We start from the raw sequence: 22,484 nt of genomic DNA on the forward strand, positions 1-22,484 counted from the left end.
CTACATATTACTCTATTTGTCTCTGACTTTTTTATCTACAGGAAATTCTCCCCAGACATTGAAATAGAAGGGATAAATCCCTTCTATTTTGTAACTTTATTCAACTGAGAAAATAAATGCGTAAAGTGGTTGCTCACCATTATGTGCTTCAACTTCTATGTCCTCATATTCTTCTTCAAGATATTGGACAATTGCATTTACCTCATCCTCTGAAGCGTCCTGACCATAAATAATCGTTACAATTTCATCGTCATCAGCAGAAATAATCTTTGCTAAAAGGTCTTTTGCAGCTTTTAATTTATCCTTGTCGGTAACAACAATTTTTCCATCTGCAATTCCCATGAAATCATCTTTAGCAATGTCGATTCCATCGATATTGGTATCACGTACTGCATATGTGATTTGACCAGTCTTTACATTGCTTAATGCACTTGTCATAGTTTCTTTATTTGCATCTAATTCACCTGATGGGTTAAATGCAAGTAATGCAGACATCCCTTGAGGCACAGTTCGTGAAGGAACAACGATCACATTTCCTTCTACAACAGAAGCTGCCTGTTCAGCTGCCATAATAATATTTTTGTTATTCGGCAGAAGGATAAAGTTTTCCGCATGTACTGATTCCATTGCTTTTACAAAATCCTCAGTACTTGGATTCATCGTTTGGCCACCCTCAATTACAACATGTGCACCGATACTCTTAAATAACTCAGTAATTCCCGTACCCATGGCAACAGTGATGATCGCAAATTTCTCTTTTTCTTTGTTACGTTTCTCCTGCACTGGAGCATGTGCTTCATCTTCATTTAGAATAGCTGTATGCTGCTCGCGCATATTTTCTATCTTCATTTTGATTAAGCTTCCATAACGTTGACCATAGGATAAAACCTCACCAGGCTGCTCGGAATGGATATGTACTTTCACAATATCATCATCAGAGATTACTAATAATGAATCACCAAGACGACTTAAATCATTTCGGAACTGTTCTTCAGAAAATGGATGTTTGCTCGTTTTTTCCTGTTCAAACTTCACCATAAATTCTGTACAGTAACCAAATACGATATCCTCGGTATTCATATGACTTTGAACACTTTTATGATGTTCTGCATTGACAAGTTCATTCATTGATGGTGATGCAATTGACATGTTCTCAATTGTTTCACCTTTTAGCTCTGATAGGAATCCTTCGTAAACAAGTACTAAACCTTGTCCACCACTATCAACAACCCCAACTTCCTTCAATACAGGTAATAGATCAGGTGTACGATTTAATGACGCCTTTGCTTCTTTTAAAAGTTCGTCCATTACAACAAGGATATCAGACTCGTTATCTGCAACAGCAACCGCACGTTTAGCAGCATCTTTTGCAACTGTTAATATCGTTCCTTCAACAGGCTTCATAACAGCCTTATATGCTGTTTCCACGCCCATCTCAAATGCGTGGGCAAATTCAGCAGCATTTAACGTTTCCTTTTGTTCGATAGCCTTGGAAAAGCCTCTGAAAAGCTGAGATAGAATAACCCCAGAGTTACCACGGGCACCCATTAATAATCCTCGTGCTAATGATGCACCGACTTTACCAATATGTGGGGTAACATTATTTTTTACTTCTTTTGCACCAGATGTCATGGAAAGATTCATATTCGTTCCGGTATCACCATCTGGAACAGGGAAAACGTTAAGGGCATCTACCATTTTTGCGTTATTAGATAAATGAGTAGCTCCTAATAACACCATTTTTGCAAAACGTTTTCCATCTAATGTAGTAATTGACACTCAATTTTCCTCCTCTTTATGGGTTCGTTACACGAACTCCTTGCACGTAAATATTAACCGAGCTTACAGCAAGTCCTACTGTTTGGTCTAATGTATATTTCACCTTAGATTGAACATTGTGGGCAACCTCAGAAATTTTCGTGCCATAACTTACAATTATGTACATGTCGATATGCACTTCATCATTTTCTTGACGAACAACAATACCACGGGCAAAATTTTCTTTTCGTAAAAGCTCAGAGATACCATCTTTAATTTGCTTTCTAGACGCCATTCCGACGATCCCGTAACAATCGATAGCAGCTCCACCAGCAACCGTTGCAATTACATCGTTTGATATATCAATTTGTCCGTACTTTGTTTTTAATTCGATGGACATGAGAGACTCCCCCTTTATAATTGTTCACCTTGGCTACAGTCATTTTACTATAATATCGCATATTTTAAAAGTAATTCATCAGGTTCTATTTTGGATTCATTATCATTTAGTATATAACTTTTAATAATTTCTATGTCTTGACAAGTATTTTTCCTTTAAACCCTGGTTATGAAGTATTGCAATATCCCATTAGTTATGATAAATTATATAAGTATTTCTATGAAGAAAGCGATATGTTTGATTGTTGCTGTGCAAGTTAGGAGGGAAATAGAATGGCACGTAAATGTGTAATCACTGGTAGAAAAACTACTACTGGTAATGCTCGTTCCCATGCAATGAACGCTTCAAAACGTAAATGGGGAGCTAACCTACAAAAAGTTCGTATTTTAGTTGATGGTAAACCAAAACGCGTATATGTTTCTGCAAGAGCATTAAAATCTGGTAAAGTAGAACGCGTGTAATAAAGAAACGCATTAGCTCTTACAATTTGTAAGAGCTAAAAATTCGCACAAAAAAAGCACCTATGGACGGTGCTTTTTTTATCCTTTTTTAAAAGATCCTAACATCGCACGGACGATACCGCCTAAGAACTTTGGTAACTTAATTGTATAAAATTTCATACTTTCCCTCCTCAATGCAATATCCACGTACTTTCTTTGAATTCACACGGTCTACCTTATTAATAATATTCAAATGAAAAAAAATAGTACCATAGTACATATAAATAAAAGCAATTTCATGGAAACCTCTTAAAACATTCTTATGCCTTATAGATGAAAAAAAGTACAATTCAATTGAAGATTATTACAAAACATCGTTCTCACTTAGAAGTAATATGCAAGAAAGCATAAAAAAAGAGCAGAAATTTCTGCTCTTTTTACAAACTACGAATTTTTTCAATTGCTGCCTTCCGATCTTCTTCATTATAAATAGCTGATCCGGCAACCAATACATTTGCACCAGCATTCACACAAAGTCTTGCCGTTTCTTGATTGACTCCTCCATCAACTTCGATTTCAACATTCAAATTCTTTTGTTTTACCATCTGTGCAACTTCCTCAATTTTAGGAAGGACAGAATGGATGAATTTTTGCCCACCAAATCCAGGATTCACTGTCATTAACAACACTAAATCAATATCCTCAATCACATGCTTAATCGAATCGACTGGAGTGGCTGGGTTTAAAACGACACCTGCCTTTACACCATGAGATTTGATTAGCTGGATGGTACGATGTAGATGTGGACATGCCTCAACATGAACCGTTAAAAAGTCGGCCCCTGCTTTTGCAAAAGCAGGAATATATTGGTCAGGATTTTCAATCATCAAATGAACATCTAATGGCAATTTAGTAATAGGTCTAATCGCTTCTACGATGAGTGGACCGATTGTAATATTTGGAACAAAATGACCATCCATGACATCTACATGAATATAGTCTGCTCCTCCATTTTCAACATCCCTGATCTCTTCTCCAAGCTTTGCAAAATCTGCTGAAAGAATGGATGGTGCAATTTTAATCATGATTAATACCTCGGCTTTCTTTCCTTTATTTCTTCATAAAAACTTACATAGTGGTCATAACGGAATTGTTCTATACTTCCGTCCTCTACGCTTTGTCTGACAGCACACTTCGGCTCAGAAATATGTGTGCAACCACGAAATTTACAATTTGCACCTGCTTCATATATTTCTGGGAAGCAATATGGAAGTTCTTCAGCTTCAATTGTAAGAAATTCCAACGAACTAAATCCTGGGGTATCTGCTACAAGCCCATTGCCGATTTCAATTAATTCAACATGTCTTGTCGTATGTTTTCCCCTGCCCAATGACATTGAAATTTCATTTGTTTCTAATTCTAAGTCTGGTCGAAGCGAATTTAACAAGGAGGATTTCCCTACTCCAGATTGACCAGCAAATACAGAAATTCGATTTTCCAATAATGGTAACAGCTGGTCAAGCCCTTCTTTTTCCTTCGTCGACGTTAACAAGACATGATAACCGATATCTCGATAGTTTCTTGCATATTCCTTTATTTCTTGAACCGCATCATCCGAAATTAAATCCGTTTTACTAATACAAATAATAGGTTCTATATCGTTTGATTCAACTAAAACAAGAAAGCGATCTAACAACAAAGGACTGAAATCGGGTTTAATCGCCGAAAAAACTAAAATAGCTTGATCAACATTTGCAATTGGCGGACGAACCAATTCATTTTTACGTTCCAATACTTCTAAAATATAGCCATCCGTATTATTTTCTGCTTGAAATAAAACATGATCGCCTACCAATGGGGTGACTTTATTTTTCCGAAAGACCCCCCTACCACGACATTGAATCAGTTCTCCATTTTCATCTTGAACATAATAAAAACCGCTTAATGCTTTAATGATTTTGCCTTCTGGCATAGTTTCACTCCTTGTTTCGTTTCGTTCGTCACGACATATCAGGTAACCAACATAAACACTACCCATTTTCAACCTATTCTTCTGGATACGGAATTTCCTCTTTCAGAGAAGGTTCATTGTCAATATACACCAGGTATTCTGCAGTTTCGCCTGGATTAATGACAAAATTAATATCAATTTTTTGTGTTTCCTTGATTTCAATCTGTTTATATACGTCCGTGATTTTATGATCTGCATCCTCAATATAAATTTTCACCAATTGTGGATTGCCTTCTTCATCAGGTGTATATTCAATTGTTAAAGTACGTTTAACCGTTACCGGCTTTTTCGGCTCAGGACCTTTTGACATAATTACTTTGACCTTGTCACCCTTGGTTAACTCGGCCCCTTTTTCTGGTGATTGAGAAATCGCTTGGCCTGCTGGTATATCATCTGAAAATTGTTCTTCTTTGTAGTCGATATTGAGCCCCGTTGTCCTTGAGTATTCATCAAGTGCATTTGCTGGATATTTTGTTAAATCAGCAAGTTTAATAGTTTCAAGTCCTTTACTTACCGTAAAGGTAACTTCGGTTTCTTCTGGAACAACTTCTTCTCCTTCTTCAATAGACTGTTTAAGGATGGTTCCAAGAGCACTGTCATCAAATACTTCTTCCTTTTTTACATAAAAATAATTTTCTTTATCTAATTTGGCCTTAACTTCCTCGAAATCTTTACCAATATAGTCCTTAAAGGCCACTTTCTTTTTACCGGTACTTTCATATAAATCAATCTTGGCGCCTTCCTTTACTGAAGCACCTGCTTCAGGGTCTGTCCGGACGATATATCCTTCTTGGATTTCTTGATCACTGATTTCAATTGTATCCCCAATCGTAAAACCAGCTTCCTTCAATTTGGCAACTGCTCGATCATATTCCATATTTGAAACATTAGGTACTTCAACATCCTTCGGTAAAAATAAAGCCGGAAAAACCGTAACTGCTGCTACACCAGCTCCAATGATAAAGAAAAAGATGATGGCAAGCGTTACTAAAAGCCTATTTTTCTTCTTTTTCTTTGGTTTTGGCTCGTCCTTCTCAGATTGATTCGTGTTCTTCTGAGAGTCTCTAACCAGTGTTTCAGTTGATAATGGGCTATTATCTTTGATAATCGGTATGGCTTTTGTCACTTCATCATCCATATCCGGTATAACAAATTTTTCTTCGTTTAAACGATTTGGAAAAAGTGCTGTCTGCAAATCCTCTTCCATTTCTTCAGCGGTATCGTAACGATGGAATGGGTCTTTTGCAGTCGCTTTTAAAATAATATTTTCAACACTCTGTGGTATTGTAGCGTTCCATCTTTTTGGTGAAGGAGTATCTGTTTGCAAATGCTTGAGTGCAATGGATACTGCAGATTCACCTTCAAAAGGAACACGGCCTGTTAAGAGCTCAAACATCACAATCCCAAGAGAATAGATGTCAGACTTTCGTGTTGACATGCCACCTCTCGCTTGTTCGGGTGATAAATAATGAACTGATCCTAGCACAGAGTTTGTTTGCGTTATAGTTGTTGAACTAAGTGCAACTGCAATCCCAAAATCAGTTACCTTTACTGTCCCGTCATGATCGATTAGGATATTTTGTGGTTTAATATCACGGTGAACAATCTGATTTTGGTGTGCATGTGTGATCGCAGACGTGAGCTGCAACATAATGTTAATTGCTTCTTTTGGATGCAGTGGTGCGTTTCGTTGTATGTATTGTTTTAAGGTTTGGCCAGGAACATACTCCATTACGATATAATAAATATCCTCTTCTTCACCAACATCGTAAATACTCACAATATTTGGATGAGCCAAACTTGTAGCCGCATGGGCTTCTCGTCTAAAGCGCTTGATAAATTCTTCATCATTTGAAAAATCTAACCGGAGAACTTTAATGGCAACATCTCGTTCGAGAATTACGTCACGCGCAAGATATACGTTCGCCATTCCGCCCCCACCAATGACTTCGAGAATTTTATAACGACCACTTAATCGTCTTCCAATAAGCATAGGATTATTCTCCCTCACTTTCAGACGTGTAATCGACGATTACGAGTGTTATATTATCTTCTCCGCCATTGTCATTGGCCAATTGAATAAGTTTTTCACCCTTATTTTCGATAGAATCGTCACTTTCTAGAATGCTTTTTAATTCAACTTCCGAAACCTTGTTAGACAAGCCGTCAGAACATATTAAAAGCATATCGCCTTCTTCTAAAATTAATGTTTTTAAATCCATTTGGACATTTGCTTCCGTACCTAATGCACGTAAAACCACATTCTTCCGTGGATGATGCTCTGCATCTTCCTTAGAAATATGCCCTGAACGGACAAGTTCATTGACAAGTGAATGATCTTCAGTAATTTGTTGGAAACCATGACTATTCAGACAATAGCAACGACTATCCCCAATATGAGCCACCGTTGTAAAAAGATCAGTACATATTGCAGCAACAACAGTCGTTCCCATACCTTTACATTCATCATTTTCTTGAGAATGTGTGAATAGGTTTGAATTTATTTTTAAAATATGCTCTTTTAGCCAGCTTTCAGCTGAATCAGATGTGGAGAGCTTTTCACTTGCTTCCCAGTAGGACTGGAGCTGTGATGTTGTCATATGACTTGCAACATCACCAGCTAAATGCCCGCCCATACCATCAGCTACGACAGCTAATATTTGTCCATCCTTATTATGATAAACACCACAACTATCTTCATTGATTTGCCTTACTTTTCCCCGGTTTGTCAAAAAGAACGACTTCATTTGTTTCACCTCGTCTCCTCTTTACGCTCCTTTGCTCGTAATTGACCACAGGCAGCATCGATATCATGACCTTGTTCACGTCGAATTGTTACATTTACACCATGCTTCTTTAATGTCTTTTCAAATTCAAAGATCTGCTCTTTTGGTGTTCTCACATAATCGCGTTCAGGAACATAATTCACTGGAATTAAGTTAACATGACACTTAATTCCCTTTAATAGCTCCGCAAGTTCTTCAGCATGTTCAACTTGATCGTTGACACCGCCAAACAACCCGTATTCAAAGCTAATTCTTCTCCCTGTCTTGTCAATATAATAGCGTACAGCCTCCATTAGTTCTGGCAGTTTATATGCACGATTAATCGGCATTAATCTGCTTCTAATTTCTGTATTAGGTGCATGTAAAGAGATTGCAAAATTTATTTGTAATTTTTCATCTGCAAACTTATAGATTTTCGGGATGATTCCACTTGTTGAAACTGTAATATGACGTGCCCCAATATTTAGTCCTTTATCATGATTAATAATTTTTAGGAATGAAAGCATTTGATCGTAATTATCAAATGGTTCACCAATTCCCATAATAACGAGATGACTTACTCGCTCACCAAGTTCATCTAATGCTTTTTGAACCTTTACCACTTGGGCAACAATTTCTCCAGCTTCAAGATTCCGCTTTAGTCCTCCTAATGTTGACGCACAGAAGGTACAGCCGATACGGCAACCAACCTGTGTTGTCACACAAATCGAGTTCCCATAGCTATGTCTCATTAGCACTGTTTCAATGGAATAACCATCATGTAGTTCAAATAAAAACTTCATCGTTCCATCAGCTGATGTTTGTTGAATGATCGTTTTAAGTGTTGTAATCGTAAAGTGCTCAGCAAGTTTTTGTCTTAGTGCATTTGATAAGTTAGTCATTTCATCAAAAGTTGTTACCCGCTTCGTGTAGAGCCATTCAAAAATCTGATTTCCTCGAAATTTCTTCTCTCCGTTTTCAATGAGCCAGTTTTCGAGTTCTTCTATTTGAAGAGAATAAATGGATGGTTTCGAATTTGGTAAGTTTTGTTTTTTTCTTCTAGTTGTTTGTACTTCTTCCAATACTTTACACCTGCTTTCTTAATCTTGCAATATAAAATCCATCCGTACCAAAATAATGTGGATAAAGCTGAAGTTGTCCGTTTTTAATATATGGCTTCACTATTTCAGGCAGGTAATTTTCTATTGAATCATCTAACATAAAATCTTCATGTTGTTCAAGGAAGGCTTTAATGACACCTTCATTTTCTTCGTACTCTATTGTACATGTGCTATACACGAGTATACCATCTTTTTTTAATAAAGTTGAAACCTCATTTAAAATGGCTAATTGTATTTTTGCAAGGTTTCCATTGTCTGATTCTGATTTTGAATATTTTATGTCTGGCTTTCTTCTAATAACCCCAAATCCTGAACAAGGGGCATCTACAAGAATTTTATCAAAGCTTTCTGCTTTGAAGATTTCGCTTGCTTTTCTACTATCAAGGGCTTTTGTCTCCACGTTTTCAAGCCCCAATCGGTTTACTGCTTCATTAATTAATTTAATTTTGTGTTCATGGAGATCTAGCGAAAAAACCTTACCTGTATGTTGCAGCAATTCTGCAATATGTGTTGTTTTACCACCTGGCGCAGCGCAACTGTCAAGAATTTGGTCTCCTTTTTCAACTCCAAGCGCACGGGCTACAAGCATGGAACTTTCATCCTGGATGGTAAAATAGCCTTCCTTAAAAGCTTTTGCATGGGCTAGATTTCCACGAACAGCTTTAATGGCATCTACAGAAACGCTACCCTCTTCTGCTTCAATTCCATCCTCTTTTAACATTTGAATGAGTTCGTCTCGAGTTGTCAATACTTGATTGACACGTGCAGTTTGTTCTGGAGGAGTACAATTGACCTCACACATTTTTCGAGTTTCTTCCATTCCCATTTGCTCAATCCATCGCCTAACAAGCCATACAGGGTGACTTGTTTCAATTGCGAGACGTTCCACTTCATCTTTTAGTTGTTCTAATGATGGTAAGCCCTCGCGTTGGATGGAACGAAGCACTCCATTTACAAGTGAAGCCGTCCCTTTATGGCCTCTTTTTTTAGCAATTTCGACCGCTTCAAAAAAAATTGCTCGTTCTGGAACTCGGTCTAAAAAGACCATTTGGTAGAGGGAAAGCCTTAATAGAATCCTCACCCATTGATCAAGCTTTTTATTCTTTTTTAAAAACGGCGCTAAATAAAAATCTAGAGTATCCCGGCGCTGGATCGTACCATAGACAATCTCAGTGAGTAGCCCTACATCTTTCCCTTTTACCTCATGCTTTTTAATCATTTGGTTTAAGAGAATATTGCTATATGCCTGGTTTTTTTCAATTTGTAATAGTATTTCAAGTGCTACAATTCGAACATTAGTTTTCGTCATTGTTGTCTCCTAACTGAGTCCCTACCTGTAAATCTGCCCCCATTAAGAATTGCGCTGCACTCATTTTTTTCTTTCCGGCAGGCTGGAGTTGAGTGATTTTTATAAAAGTAGTATTCCCAGTCGAAACAATAAACCCATCTTTTTCAATTGAAACAACAGTACCGCAGATTTTTGAAGTAGGGGAAGATATCTTTTCACCCCACCAGATTTTCATGACCTCTCCGTTTAATGTGGTATATGCAACAGGCCAAGGGTGGAGCCCACGAATATGGTTATAAATATCCTCTCCATCTTTTGTCCAATCTATCTTTTCCTGTTCGCGTTTAATGTTTGAAGCAAACGTTGCCTTGGAATCATCCTGTTTTATCGGTGTTATTTTATTGTCTAAAAGTAAAGGAATGGTTTCCGATAAAAGCTTTGAACCCGCCACACTTAATTTGTCATGTAATGAACCAACATGGTCCGTTTCTAAAATTGGGATTTCCACTTGTGTTAAGATATCCCCTGCATCAAGCTTTTCAACCATGTACATAATAGTAACACCTGTTTTTTTCTTTCCTTGAAGAATTGAATAATGAATGGGTGCTCCCCCTCTTAGCTCAGGTAGTAATGATGCATGTACATTTATACATCCATACTTAGGAGCTTCTAGTAGTTCTTTTGGAAGGATTTGCCCAAATGCCGCCGTTATGATTAAATCAGGCTTATAGCTTAATACTTGTTCTATTTCTTGTTTTTCTCTTATTTTATTAGGTTGTAGGACTGGGATATTATGTTTTAATGCCTCCACTTTAACAGGTGGTGGCGTTAAAACTCTTTTTCTTCCTACTGGTCTATCCGGTTGTGTCACAACAGCTACAACCTCGTATCCATCTTCTATTATTTGACGTAAAACAGGTACTGAAAAGTCTGGGGTACCCATAAATACAATACGTTCCATATCATTACCTACCCTTCAATTTCTCCTTCTTCATAAAAACGGTTCACCTTTGAGGTAAATAATATACCATGAAGATGATCGATTTCATGTTGAATCGCACGAGCCAAGAAATCTCTTGCCTCAAATATGTATATTTTTCCTCTTCGGTTTTGCGCTCTGACCTTTACGTAATCATAACGAGTTACTTCACCAAAAAGGTCCGGAAAACTTAGACAGCCTTCTGGACCTACCTGTTCCCCTTTTTGCTCAAGGATCACGGGATTTATCAATTCAATGAGTCCACTCTCGTCTCCTATATCAACGATCGCGATTTGTTTTGCAATTCCAACTTGAGGTGCGGCTAAGCCAACACCGTCTGCCTCAAGCATTGTATCATACATATCTTTGATTAATTTCGATAATTTCCGATCAAAGGTTGTCACCTTTTCACATTCAACTTCAAGTATTTCATTTGGATATTTAACAATTGGTAATAAAGACAAGCGATTTCCTCCAACATTCTACTTATTTACATGTCTAGCTCCATGCGCCATCGGCTCACGGGTCTAAGCCAATCGCTTCGGAAGGTAAAAAGCACCTTCTGTCAGCGCTCGTCTTATGCTTGACTTGCACAGGAAGTGCTGACATCGACGTTCGCCACAGGACGTGGCGGTAGTTAGTCGATGTTCTGCTACCAAGCCGCCTTACGCATTTCTATTAGTCTCTCTCTTTTTTCTCAACTTTAAACTACATCATAATATATGGGTTTAAGTCGATTGATAATGTAAGTGAATTTTGTGCAATTTCTCGTTGATAACGATCCAAAATCCCTTTTAAAAGCTTATTCAAATTTGGCTCATTTTTGTATTTTATCATGCATTGATATCGATATCTATTATTAATCCGGGCAATCGGTGATGTCACCGGGCCTAAGATGATGGATTGATTGGATAAAGACTTTCGTAAATAGATTGCAATTTTCTCAGCAACATCCACCGTTTTCGTAAGCTCGGGATGAGTTACTGTGACTAATGCCAAATAGTAAAAGGGTGGATAAGCATGAGCCTTCCTGATGCGCATTTCATTTTGATAGAATCCATCATAATTATGATGACTTGCAAGCTCAATGCTATAATGCTCAGGTGTATAGCTTTGAATCACTACCTCACCAGGTAATTCATGACGTCCCGCTCTTCCGCTAACCTGCGTGAGAAGCTGAAATGTTTTTTCCGAGGAACGAAAATCCGGTAGATTGAGCATTGTATCTGCAGTGAGTACACCAACTAATGTCACATTCGGAAAATCTAATCCCTTTGCAATCATTTGTGTTCCTAATAAAATGTCCGCTCTACCTTCACCGAATTCCTTCAATAATTTCTCATGGGCACCCTTTCGACTCGTTGTATCTACGTCCATTCGGATTACCCTTGCTTCAGGTAAGACTTTTGCAAGTTCTTCTTCGACCTTCTGCGTACCCGTTCCAAAAAAACGGATATGTTCACTACCGCACTCATTACATGTATTAGGCATGAATGTTTCATATCCACAATAATGGCATTTTAAGCGGTGATGTGGTCTGTGATAGGTTAATGAAATATCACAATGTGGGCAATTTGCGACATAGCCACAATCTCTACACATGACAAAAGAGGAGTGGCCACGTTTATTTAAAAATAAAACCGACTGTTCATTTCGTTCAAGTCTTGTTGTTAATTTTTCAAAAAGGGGTGCCGAGAACATCGAACGATTCCCATTACGCAACTCCTCGCGCATATCGACGATTTCAACAGTCGGCAGCGGCCTGTGATTTACGCGCTCCCTTAATGTTATAAGTTCATAGACATTTTTTGAAGCACGTGCAAAGGATTCAAGAGTTGGCGTTGCACTACCTAAAATGACAGGAGCATGATGAAGCTGACCACGAAAAATCGCGACATCTCTCGCATGGTATCTCGGATTATCTTCCTGCTTATAGCTGGACTCATGTTCTTCATCGATGATAATAATCCCGATATTTTCAAACGGTGCAAAGATCGCAGACCTTGCTCCGACTACGACACTTACTTCCTTACGATAAATTTTTCGCCACTCATCATATTTCTCGCCAATACCAAGTCCACTATGCATTACAGCAACTCGAGAACCAAAGCGACCCTTGAATCGACTCACCATCTGCGGGGTAAGGGCGATTTCAGGGACAAGCACAATCGCTTCTTTTCCCTTTTTTAAAACAGCGTCAATAGCCTGCATATACACCTCGGTCTTACCACTTCCGGTAACACCATACATTAAAAATACCTTATGAAGCACATCTTCGATTGAAGCTAGAACCGGAGAAATTGCCTTTTGCTGTTCAGTCGTCAAGGGCATTGGTGTTGTTTGTTCAAAATGCCTGTCCGCATACGGATCTCGGTAAACCTCAACATTTTGTTCAGAGATATACCCTTTCTTTACCATCGTTCGAATTGTACTATCAGTAACACCAACCTCCTGTAAAAGTTCCTTTAAAAAGATTGGCTTATTATTGTTCAGAAAAAACTCAAGTACTTGTTTTTGTTTTTTTGCAGTAGAAGTTAGCTCTTGAACTACATTTTCCGCTTCTTCTATCGAAAGTGACAGTTGCACCTGTTTCATCGTTTTCTTGTTGCTACGATTTTTTACCTTATAGACAACCTCGAGAAGACCTTTTTTAATATCCTTTTGGTAAATATGCAATAAATCATTTTTTTCAGCATCTTCCCAATGGACCTCATCATGTTCTTCAAAAGAAGCTTGAATTTGTGGATTCAATTCCATTCTTCTTGATGGGTCAAGAAGTCTTATTTCCTTCTCATATTTCGCCCGCATGGCGGATGGAAGCATTGCTTGAAGAGCAGATATCGTAAAGCATAGTGTTTTTTCCGTTAACCATTTGCCAATATGAAGAAGCTCTTCATTCAAAGCAGGTGTAAGGTCTAGCAAAGAGTGAATTTCCTTCAGCTTACTTACTTCGGCCTCGTTTGATAGACTCATCACAAACCCCTGTACTTTACGAGGACCAAAAGGCACGACGACCCTCATTCCGGGTACAATTACGTCACTCCATTTTTCAGGAACGATATAATCATATGGTTTATCTGTTTGCATGGCGGGAACGTCGACAATAATGCTAGCAATTTTCATTTTATTCGCCATCCATCATCAGCTTCACTTCACGAAGTAAAGCTTTCGCAACTTCAAGCTTTGTCATCATCGGCAGTTCCTTGAGGGTTCCATCCTTTTTGTAGATGGTTACAAGGTTTGTATCCGTACCGAATCCCGCACCTTGTATAGTCACATTATTAGCAACAATCATATCAAGGTTTTTCGATACTAGCTTCCGTTTTGCATATTCTTCAATATTGTCTGTCTCCGCTGCAAAGCCGACTAAAAATTGGTGTTCCTTTTGTTGACCTAATGTTTTTAAAATATCAGTGGTTCTTTCAAGTTCTAAGACAAGATCTCCAGCCTTCTTTTTCATTTTCCCATCATAGACTTGCTTTGGCCGATAATCTGCAACCGCTGCAGATTTGATGACGATATCACTTTGTTTATAAAAGCCCATGACTTGTGTATACATTTCTTCTGCCGATTCAACAGGAATGATTCTTACATTTGGAGGTGCCGGAAGATTAGTCGGACCCGAAATTAAGGTTACTTCTGCACCCATTTTATTTGCGGCTTCAGCTATTGCATAACCCATTTTTCCAGTTGAACGATTTGTAAAGAAACGAACGGGGTCAAGCTTTTCGCGAGTCGGTCCTGCCGTAATTAAGATTTTTTTACCTTGAAGTAACGGTGGTTCCGAAAAATGAGCAGTTATGAGTTCGACTATTTTTTCTGGCTCTTCAAGTCGCCCTTTTCCAACATATCCACAGGCTAAATAACCTTCTGACGGTTCAATAAATTGAAATCCATCCTTAGCTAAAATATCGATATTACGTTTTACTGCAGGATGGTCATACATATGGACATTCATAGCCGGAGCAATCCAGACAGGTGCCGTTGTTGCAAGTAATGTGGTAGTAATCATATTATCTGCGATTCCATTTGCAAGTTTACCGATTGAATTGGCTGTGGCAGGTGCAACGACTACAAGATCAGCCCAATCAGCAAGATCAATATGAGCAATAACTGCAGAATTTTTTTCATCGAAGGTATCAAAGTACACATCACTTCTAGATAGTGCTTGGAATGTTAGCGGAGTGACAAATTTCATTGCAGATTCACTCATGATCACTTTTACATTTGCCCCAGCTTGGGTTAGCTTGCTTGTTAATGCCGCAGCTTTATATACAGCAATCCCACCACTAACACAAAGCAGTATATTTTTATTGAGCATTTGAATCCCCCTTAACAGAAAAGCATACTTTGTAAAAAAATAACAACCTACAAGAGAGGTTGTTATTTTCGGTTATTCATTAATTGTTGGTGTTGTATCAACAGCCGTCTTCTTATCAGTTGTATAATAAAGAAGACCTGCATCGATTTCTTCTAGTGCTTTACCAACTGACTTAAAGGATACAGGATTCTGTACCATTCCATCATTTTTTTCTTGCATGACTCTTGCCCTTTTAGAAGCAACAGTCACAAGAGTATATTTAGAATTTAATTTATTTAATAATGAGTCAATAGATGGATTTAACATTAAAAATCAACCTCCAGCATTTTTTTATAGCGTCTTGCCACACGGTCACGGCGACAATGCTCAGCAGTAACAATCGCATTAATTCGATCGCAGGCAAGCTCAACCTGATCATTTTCAACCACATAATCATAGGCGTCCATCATTTCAATTTCTTCTTTTGCAACCTTCATTCTGTTAAGAATTAATTCATCAGTTTCAGTACCCCTCGTAACGATTCTGTTTTTTAATTCTTTCAGACTCGGTGGTGCTAAGAATATGAATAAACCTTCTGGAAATGCTTTCCTTACTTGAAGTGCACCTTGAACTTCAATTTCTAGAAAAACATCCTTCCCTTCTTGTAGGGTCGCTTCGACATAATCAATTGGGGTTCCATAATAGTTCCCCACATACTCTGCCCATTCAAGAAGCTTGTTATTTTTAATTAATTCTTCAAATTCCTCTTTCGACTTAAAGAAGTAATCGACACCATCGACTTCACCTTCTCGAGGCTTTCTTGTTGTCGCTGAAATGGAGTATTGATATTTTGTATCAGGCTGTGAAAAAATGGCTTTTCGAACAGTTCCTTTTCCCACACCAGATGGACCTGATAAAACAATTAGTAAACCTCTTTCTTTCATTCGTCCTTAACCCTACCCTTCGTCTGTTAGCTCTTCTTCTTTTGATAGTCTTTGTGCAACTGTCTCTGGCTGAACTGCAGATAGTATAATGTGGTCACTATCCATAATCATGACAGCGCGTGTCCTTCTTCCATATGTAGCATCAATGAGCATTCCTCGATCCCTAGCATCTTGAATAATTCGTTTAATCGGAGCAGACTCAGGACTAACAATAGAAATAATTCTGTTGGCCGAGACAATATTCCCGAATCCGATATTTATTAATTTGATTTGCACTTAATCTCCCCCATTACGTACCCCTCTATTTTTGCCGCGAAAATGGCTTACTAATCAAGCTTATTCTATATTTTGAACTTGCTCTTTTATTTTCTCTACTAAGCTTTTCAAATCCACCACATGTTTTGCAATTAAAGAATCGTTTGCTTTTGAACCAATTGTATTGATTTCCCTGTTCATTTCTTGCACGATAAAATCAAGCTTTCTACCAATAGGCTCATTTGTTTGGACGGTTTCCCTGAACTGACTTATATGACTTTCAAGTCGTGTTAATTCTTCACTGATATCCGCTTTTTCCGCAAATAATGCAACTTCTGTGAGAACTCGATTTTCATCAAATTCATTTCCGATATATTCTTTAATTCTTTTTTCAATACGGTCACGATAATGAGAAACTACTCTTGGTGCATATTCTTTGATCGTATGTATGTTCTCTTCGATTTGCCCAAGAAATAAAAAAATATCTTCGATTAACGCCTTACCTTCAACTTCTCTCATTTGTCTCAACTGCAGTGCAGCACTTTCAATTACCTCTAAAATTATAGTTTGCAGTTCTTGGTTTTCGGTTTCTTTTTCTTCAATAGAAAGAATATTTTCATTTGAAAGCAGCTGGCCGGTTGTGATTTGATCAGTAAGCTGATATTTATCTTGGATTTGCTTCGTTGACGTAACTAGGGCTTCTAATAAGTTCCAGTCAATGGAGATTGTTTTCTTAACAAGTCCTTCACCTTCAATTGTAAGAAAGACCTCAACACGCCCTCTTTTCACATGCTCTCCTATTGCTTTTTTTATTTTATCCTCAAGGAACAGTAGTTGTCTAGGTAATCTTACATTGATTTCACAAAATCGATGGTTTACAGATTTCAACTCTGCCTGAACGTAAAATGTATTTGATTCTTTCTTAGCACGTCCAAAACCTGTCATACTTGCAATCATCATACCACATCCAATCCTTCATAACAGGTATTTCATTATATGTACACGTTCATAATAGCCCTTTTTATTTTACCATTGTTTTCTAAAATCGAATAGTTTTTAACCAATGAAAAAAGGTAATAGAGTATGAACTCCATTACCTCATAAATTATAACATAGTTTTATATCTAAATTCCAAGTCTTGCTCGATTTTATGAACGAGCTTCGGACCTTTTGCTTGTTAATAACGATCCTGCAAGTAGAAATGTTGGAATTGCAGACATTCCAATTACTAGGAGCCAGTCTCTTGGTTCGATCGCATGTGTCTTGAAAACGGGTTGTAGTGGCGGATAATAAATAACAATTAACATTAAAACAATAGATGAGATAACCGCCCATACTAAATACATATTTTGAAATGGGTTACGATGGAAAATCGAACGCTCACTTCGACAATCAAATACATGGATTAACTGAGCCAAAACAAGTGTTGCAAACGCGATTGTTTGCGCATAACCTAGATTGTTTGGATCTCGATGATACACCACCATAAAGGCAGCTAGTGTCGCAATACCGATTAAGAAACCACGGCTTATGATTTTCCAACCTAGTCCTCTAGCAAATACACCTTCTTTTGGATGTCGTGGCCCATGTTTCATTAAATTACCCTCTGGTTGGTCAAGCCCTAGAGCCATCGCTGGTAATCCGTCTGTTACGAGGTTGACCCAAAGGATTTGAATTGGTACGAGTGGCAACGGAAGTGCCATTAGCATTGCAAACAACATCACAAGTATTTCCCCAACATTCGAAGCTAACAAATATCGGATGAACTTTCTAATATTTTCATAGATATTTCTACCTTCCTTAATCGCTGCACGTATTGTTGCGAAGTTATCATCTAGCAATACTAGTGATGAAGCTTCTTTCGCAACATCTGTTCCGGTAATCCCCATCGCAATTCCGATATCAGATGCTTTAATTGCAGGAGCATCATTTACCCCGTCACCCGTCATTGCAACAATATGTCCCCTGCTTTGAAGTGCTTTAACAATTTTTAGTTTATGTTCAGGAGATACCCTTGCATATACATAAACATCATCAACAATGTTCTCTAGCTCCTCAACATCCATTTTCGAAAGAGCATTTCCATCTAATACTTTACCACCTGCTGGTAGAATTCCAAGCTGAGTAGCAATTGCTTTAGCTGTTATAAGATGGTCACCTGTGATCATAATTGTCTTTATACCAGCATCCTTACACTCTTTTACAGCCGCTTTTACTTCTGGACGTGGTGGGTCAATCATCCCTTGTATTCCAATAAAGGTTAAATCATTTTCTGCCTCACGTTCAGATACTACCTGTTGATTAGGTCGTAACGGTTTAAAACCTACCGCAATTGTACGAAGTGCATTTGAAGCTAGTCCTTCAATCGCATGTTTAATCTTATTCTCGTATTCTCCTGATAATGGTTGTTGTTTATGATCCCAAAGGACCGATTTACTTATACCAAGTAATACGTCTGGTGCACCTTTCGTCACTACAAACTGATTGCCTGAACGATCCTTGACAATGACACTCATCATTTTCCTTGCAGAATCGAAAGGGAACTCTTCAACTATTTCAAATTGGTTTGCTAAAAAATCATTCGAAAGACCAGCCTTAATTCCCGCTACAAGAAGAGCACCTTCAGTTGGATCTCCATCAACGATAATATCATCATCCGTTCGCTTTAATGAAGCGTTGTTACATAACACCCCAAAGGTTAATAATTGTTGAAGCGTTTTATGATTGGAAGGTTTGATTTCGGTTTCTCCTGCGAAAAATTTCCCATTTACATCATAGCCTGTACCTGAAACGGTCCACGTTTTGCCGCCAGACCATAAGTGTGTAACTGTCATTTTATTTTGTGTCATTGTTCCTGTCTTATCGGAGCATATGACGGATGCACAACCTAATGTTTCAACAGCAGGCAAACGACGGACAATTGCATTCTTCTTAATCATCCTTTGAACACCTAATGAAAGAGCAACCGTAACAATTGCAGGAAGTCCTTCTGGTATTGCAGCAACAGCCAATGAAACTCCCGCTAAGAACATTTCATAGACTTCATGTCCATTTATAACACCTACAATGACGACTAAAAGAGTTAAAATTAATGCAACAGTTATTAAGATTTTCCCTAATTGTTCTAATCTTCTTTGCAATGGCGTGATCATCGCTTGTGCTGTTTGAAGAAGCTCTGCAATTTGACCCATTGCGGTATTCATACCAGTTCCAACTACAATTCCGACACCACTACCACGTGTTACCATCGTTCCCATAAAGGCCATATTTTCTTGGTCACCAAGTGAAACGTCATCATTTTCACGAATTGGTTCAACATGCTTTGTAACCGGAACTGATTCCCCTGTTAATGCAGATTCTTCAATTTCTAAGCTTTTCACATTCACTAATCGTATATCTGCTCCAATCCGGTCGCCACTAGTGAATTTGATAATATCCCCTACCACAAGTTCTTTAGAAGGAGTTCGAACCCACTCGTTATTTCGGAATACATTCACTTGAGGTGCAGAAAGCTCCTTTAACGCTTGAAGCGATTTTTCTGCTTTTCGTTCCTGAAAAAAACCTAAAAACCCATTGATTAAGACAATTGCCATAATGGCGATGGCATCTATGTATTCCCCTAGCAACCCGGACACTAGGGTTGCGGCAAGTAATACAAGAACCATGAAATCCTTAAACTGCGCTAAAAAAAGCAAGAGTGCTGAAGGGCGTTCCGCTTCCTTCAATTCATTATATCCAAATTGCTTTTGTCGCTGTTTCACTTCTTGGTCGGTAAGACCACTGGAAAGGCTTGTATTAACTTTTTTTTCGACTTCTTCTGACCTAAGTTCATACCACTTCATCCGTCTTTTACACACCCCTCGCTAAATCTGTATCTATGAAAGCTTATTCAGTCTCGTCCAAAAAAATGCTATACTTTTTCTTAGTTACCGTTTTGTTGGTACAATTGTTGAAGAGATGTAGAAGGTCTGCCTTCTATTGAAATAAAAAGGCTGTTTTCCAAACTTTATTGTTTTTGACACAATTGGATAAAACAAAACTATTGATTGAAGCGGAAGGTGGCGACTCCTCGAAAATGCATTCGCATTTTCTTCGTGCGTGGGTTATTTCAAGGAAGAAATTCAAAGTCCTGCGGGAAAAGCGTGAGACTTGAGACCCCACAGGAGCGATTAGCGACGAGGAGGCTCAAGCAACGCCCCCGGAAAGCGTCCACCTGCAGCGGAAATTAGCAACAATCTTTTAATAGAGCCAATTGAAAAGAGGATATTAAAATGACATTCGATGGGATATTCACTAATCAAATCGTAAATGAATTACAACAAACACTTGAAAACGGAAGAATTTCAAAAATCTATCAACCCTATAAAAATGAATTAATTTTTCAAGTTCGTTCAAATGGTAGGAATCATAAGCTATTGCTTTCTGCTCACCCAAGCTACGCCCGCATTCATGTAACAAATGAATTATATGATAATCCACATGAACCACCGATGTTCTGTATGCTTCTTCGCAAACATCTTGAAGGTAGCATCATTGAAAATATCCGTCAGGTAGAAATGGACAGAATTATCATCTTTGATATCAAGGGGCGAAATGAACTTGGTGATGTTTCATTAAAACAACTTATCATTGAAATTATGGGTAGACATAGCAATATCATTCTTGTTGATGCCCAAAAGCAGACCATTTTAGATAGCATCAAGCATGTTTCACCCGCGGTCAATCGACACCGCACTGTGTTACCAGGCTATACATATGTTGCACCTCCAGCACAAGAAAAGACAGATCCTTTTACAGTCGACGAAGAATTATTTTTGAAAAAAATCGACTTTAATGCTGGTAAATTAGATCAGCAAATCGTGAATAAGTTTTCAGGTATTTCGCCACTATTTGCTAAGGAAGCTGTATTTCGAGCTGGGCTAGCCAATCGCAAAACATTGCCAGGACCATTTTTATCGATGATCAATGCCTTAAAGCAACATCAAATTACTCCACAAATTATTACAAAAGGGCAGAAGGACTTTTTCTATATCCTTCCTCTACATCATATTGGCGGAGAGGCTAAAGAATTCGCTTCAATTAGCGAAATGCTTGATCGTTATTATTTCGGGAAAGCCGAACGAGATAGGGTTAAGCAGCAAGGAAACGATTTGGAACGCTTTATCGTGAATGAAAAATCGAAAAATGAAAAGAAAATCAAAAAGCTTGAAGCAACCTTAGTGGAATCTGAGAAAGCTGAAAAATACAAACTATATGGTGAGCTATTGACCGCAAATATGTATGCAATATCCCGTGGTGATAAGGAGGCGCAAGTGTTAAATTACTATTCCGACGACAATGAGGTGATAATCATTCCTCTAAATCCACAAAAAACGCCGTCTGAAAATGCACAAAGCTATTTTTCAAAATACCAGAAGGCAAAAAATGCTGTTGCATATGTAGAGCACGAAATAGAGAAAGCCAATGAAGAAATTGCTTATTTTGACTCCCTGTTACAACAAATCGAATCTGCTGCACCAAAGGACTTACAGGAAATTCGTGAGGAACTAATGGAGGAAGGCTATCTTAAGAACAAACAACAAAAAGGCCATAAAAAAGTAAAGCCGACCAAACCGTCTATTGAGCATTATCAAGCGAGTGATGGAACCGAAATTCTTGTTGGTAAAAATAATAAACAAAATGATTATTTAACCAATAAATTAGCGGCAAGAGATGATATTTGGCTTCATACGAAAGACATTCCAGGTTCGCATGTCATTATTAGAAGTAAGCAACCAACAAACGATACGATCCTTGAGGCTGCAACGATTGCAGCGTATTTCAGTAAAGCCAAAAACTCATCCTCCGTACCGGTAGATTACACATTGGTTCGTCATGTCAAAAAACCAAATGGTTCAAAGCCAGGTTATGTAATTTATGACAATCAACAAACTGTGTATGTAACTCCAGAAGAGGATGTAATACTAAAACTTAGAAAACCCTAGGAACGAATTCTAAGCAGCGCTCCGTTTTCGGATTCATTCTTATTAAATGACACAAGAATTGACGTATGAATTGGCATACGTCTTTTTCCTTATTTTTCAACATTTCTTAAAAATTTGGCGGAAAAATTTCGCTTATTTAGTAATTTTTACAAAAAAAGGCTTAAATAGACGGAAAGGTTCCGACTATTTACTCAAAAAATGCGAAAATAGGCGATTTTGCTTTTCATAATCTGAAAACT

The 22,484-nt window shown here is 38.0% G+C and carries 20 protein-coding genes; 2 read left to right on the forward strand and 18 right to left on the reverse strand.

Features of this window, described 5'->3' with window-relative positions; genetic code table 11:
• Positions 1-96: 96 nt before the first annotated feature.
• A complete protein-coding gene (locus DZB84_RS02275; protein ID WP_116350620.1) occupies positions 97-1,779 on the reverse strand; it encodes a DAK2 domain-containing protein in 1,683 nt (560 codons plus the stop codon).
• Between the two features lie 16 nt (positions 1,780-1,795).
• Positions 1,796-2,158, reverse strand: a complete 363-nt coding sequence (locus DZB84_RS02280; protein ID WP_116350621.1) for an Asp23/Gls24 family envelope stress response protein — start codon at positions 2,156-2,158, stop codon at positions 1,796-1,798.
• Between the two features lie 272 nt (positions 2,159-2,430).
• Between DZB84_RS02280 and rpmB the strand changes: the two genes are divergently transcribed.
• A complete protein-coding gene (gene rpmB / locus DZB84_RS02285) occupies positions 2,431-2,619 on the forward strand; it encodes a 50S ribosomal protein L28 (protein ID WP_010282529.1) in 189 nt (62 codons plus the stop codon).
• Between the two features lie 78 nt (positions 2,620-2,697).
• On the opposite strand, the gene spoVM is transcribed toward rpmB, so the two are convergent.
• From spoVM to DZB84_RS02365, 16 genes are all read right to left on the reverse strand, one after another.
• Positions 2,698-2,778 carry a stage V sporulation protein SpoVM gene (gene spoVM, locus DZB84_RS02290; RefSeq protein WP_010282530.1) on the reverse strand — a complete coding sequence of 27 codons (81 nt, stop codon included), beginning with the start codon at positions 2,776-2,778 and terminating at the stop codon, positions 2,698-2,700.
• Positions 2,779-3,035: 257 nt separating this feature from the next.
• On the reverse strand, positions 3,036-3,683 hold the full coding sequence (gene rpe / locus DZB84_RS02295) for a ribulose-phosphate 3-epimerase (protein WP_116350622.1): 648 nt from the start codon (positions 3,681-3,683) through the stop codon (positions 3,036-3,038).
• A gap of 2 nt (positions 3,684-3,685) precedes the next feature.
• Entirely contained in the window at positions 3,686-4,570 is an 885-nt protein-coding gene (gene rsgA, locus DZB84_RS02300; protein ID WP_116350623.1) for a ribosome small subunit-dependent GTPase A, read from the reverse strand.
• A 73-nt stretch (positions 4,571-4,643) separates the two neighbouring features.
• A complete protein-coding gene (gene pknB / locus DZB84_RS02305; RefSeq protein ID WP_116350624.1) occupies positions 4,644-6,602 on the reverse strand; it encodes a Stk1 family PASTA domain-containing Ser/Thr kinase in 1,959 nt (652 codons plus the stop codon).
• A 4-nt stretch (positions 6,603-6,606) separates the two neighbouring features.
• Positions 6,607-7,356, reverse strand: a complete 750-nt coding sequence (locus tag DZB84_RS02310) for a Stp1/IreP family PP2C-type Ser/Thr phosphatase (RefSeq protein ID WP_116350859.1) — start codon at positions 7,354-7,356, stop codon at positions 6,607-6,609.
• A gap of 5 nt (positions 7,357-7,361) precedes the next feature.
• A complete protein-coding gene (gene rlmN / locus DZB84_RS02315; RefSeq protein ID WP_116350625.1) occupies positions 7,362-8,456 on the reverse strand; it encodes a dual-specificity RNA methyltransferase RlmN in 1,095 nt (364 codons plus the stop codon).
• Positions 8,457-8,460: 4 nt separating this feature from the next.
• Complete coding sequence (gene rsmB / locus DZB84_RS02320; RefSeq protein ID WP_116350626.1) at positions 8,461-9,804, reverse strand: 16S rRNA (cytosine(967)-C(5))-methyltransferase RsmB; 1,344 nt, start codon at positions 9,802-9,804, stop codon at positions 8,461-8,463.
• A complete protein-coding gene (gene fmt / locus DZB84_RS02325; protein ID WP_116350627.1) occupies positions 9,791-10,744 on the reverse strand; it encodes a methionyl-tRNA formyltransferase in 954 nt (317 codons plus the stop codon). The genes rsmB and fmt overlap by 14 nt, the downstream gene beginning before the upstream one ends.
• Before the next feature lie 8 nt (positions 10,745-10,752).
• Positions 10,753-11,226, reverse strand: coding sequence for a peptide deformylase (gene def / locus DZB84_RS02330; RefSeq protein WP_116350628.1), 474 nt, complete (start codon positions 11,224-11,226; stop codon positions 10,753-10,755).
• 244 nt (positions 11,227-11,470) lie between these two features.
• A complete protein-coding gene (gene priA / locus DZB84_RS02335; RefSeq protein ID WP_116350629.1) occupies positions 11,471-13,885 on the reverse strand; it encodes a primosomal protein N' in 2,415 nt (804 codons plus the stop codon).
• Position 13,886: 1 nt separating this feature from the next.
• Positions 13,887-15,083 (reverse strand): bifunctional phosphopantothenoylcysteine decarboxylase/phosphopantothenate--cysteine ligase CoaBC, encoded by a 1,197-nt coding sequence (coaBC, locus tag DZB84_RS02340; RefSeq protein WP_116350630.1) that lies wholly within the window; start codon positions 15,081-15,083, stop codon positions 13,887-13,889.
• A gap of 72 nt (positions 15,084-15,155) precedes the next feature.
• A complete protein-coding gene (gene rpoZ, locus DZB84_RS02345; RefSeq protein ID WP_116350631.1) occupies positions 15,156-15,389 on the reverse strand; it encodes a DNA-directed RNA polymerase subunit omega in 234 nt (77 codons plus the stop codon).
• Positions 15,389-16,006 carry a guanylate kinase gene (gene gmk, locus DZB84_RS02350; RefSeq protein WP_116350632.1) on the reverse strand — a complete coding sequence of 206 codons (618 nt, stop codon included), beginning with the start codon at positions 16,004-16,006 and terminating at the stop codon, positions 15,389-15,391. Before gmk ends, rpoZ begins: the two co-directional genes overlap by 1 nt.
• Positions 16,007-16,018: 12 nt before the next feature.
• The gene (remA, locus tag DZB84_RS02355; protein ID WP_116350633.1) at positions 16,019-16,282 is read right to left on the reverse strand and encodes an extracellular matrix/biofilm regulator RemA; all 264 of its coding nucleotides are present in this window, start codon (positions 16,280-16,282) and stop codon (positions 16,019-16,021) included.
• A gap of 60 nt (positions 16,283-16,342) precedes the next feature.
• Positions 16,343-17,218, reverse strand: coding sequence for a YicC/YloC family endoribonuclease (locus DZB84_RS02360; protein WP_116350634.1), 876 nt, complete (start codon positions 17,216-17,218; stop codon positions 16,343-16,345).
• Between the two features lie 191 nt (positions 17,219-17,409).
• On the reverse strand, positions 17,410-20,103 hold the full coding sequence (locus DZB84_RS02365; RefSeq protein ID WP_116350635.1) for a calcium-translocating P-type ATPase, SERCA-type: 2,694 nt from the start codon (positions 20,101-20,103) through the stop codon (positions 17,410-17,412).
• Positions 20,104-20,532: 429 nt separating this feature from the next.
• On the opposite strand from DZB84_RS02365, the gene DZB84_RS02370 reads away from it, so the two are divergent.
• Positions 20,533-22,245, forward strand: coding sequence for an Rqc2 family fibronectin-binding protein (locus DZB84_RS02370; RefSeq protein ID WP_116350636.1), 1,713 nt, complete (start codon positions 20,533-20,535; stop codon positions 22,243-22,245).
• Positions 22,246-22,484: the final 239 nt, after the last annotated feature.

This window comes from Bacillus sp. HNG, from assembly GCF_003400205.1.
Classification (GTDB): domain Bacteria; phylum Bacillota; class Bacilli; order Bacillales; family Bacillaceae_L; genus Ferdinandcohnia.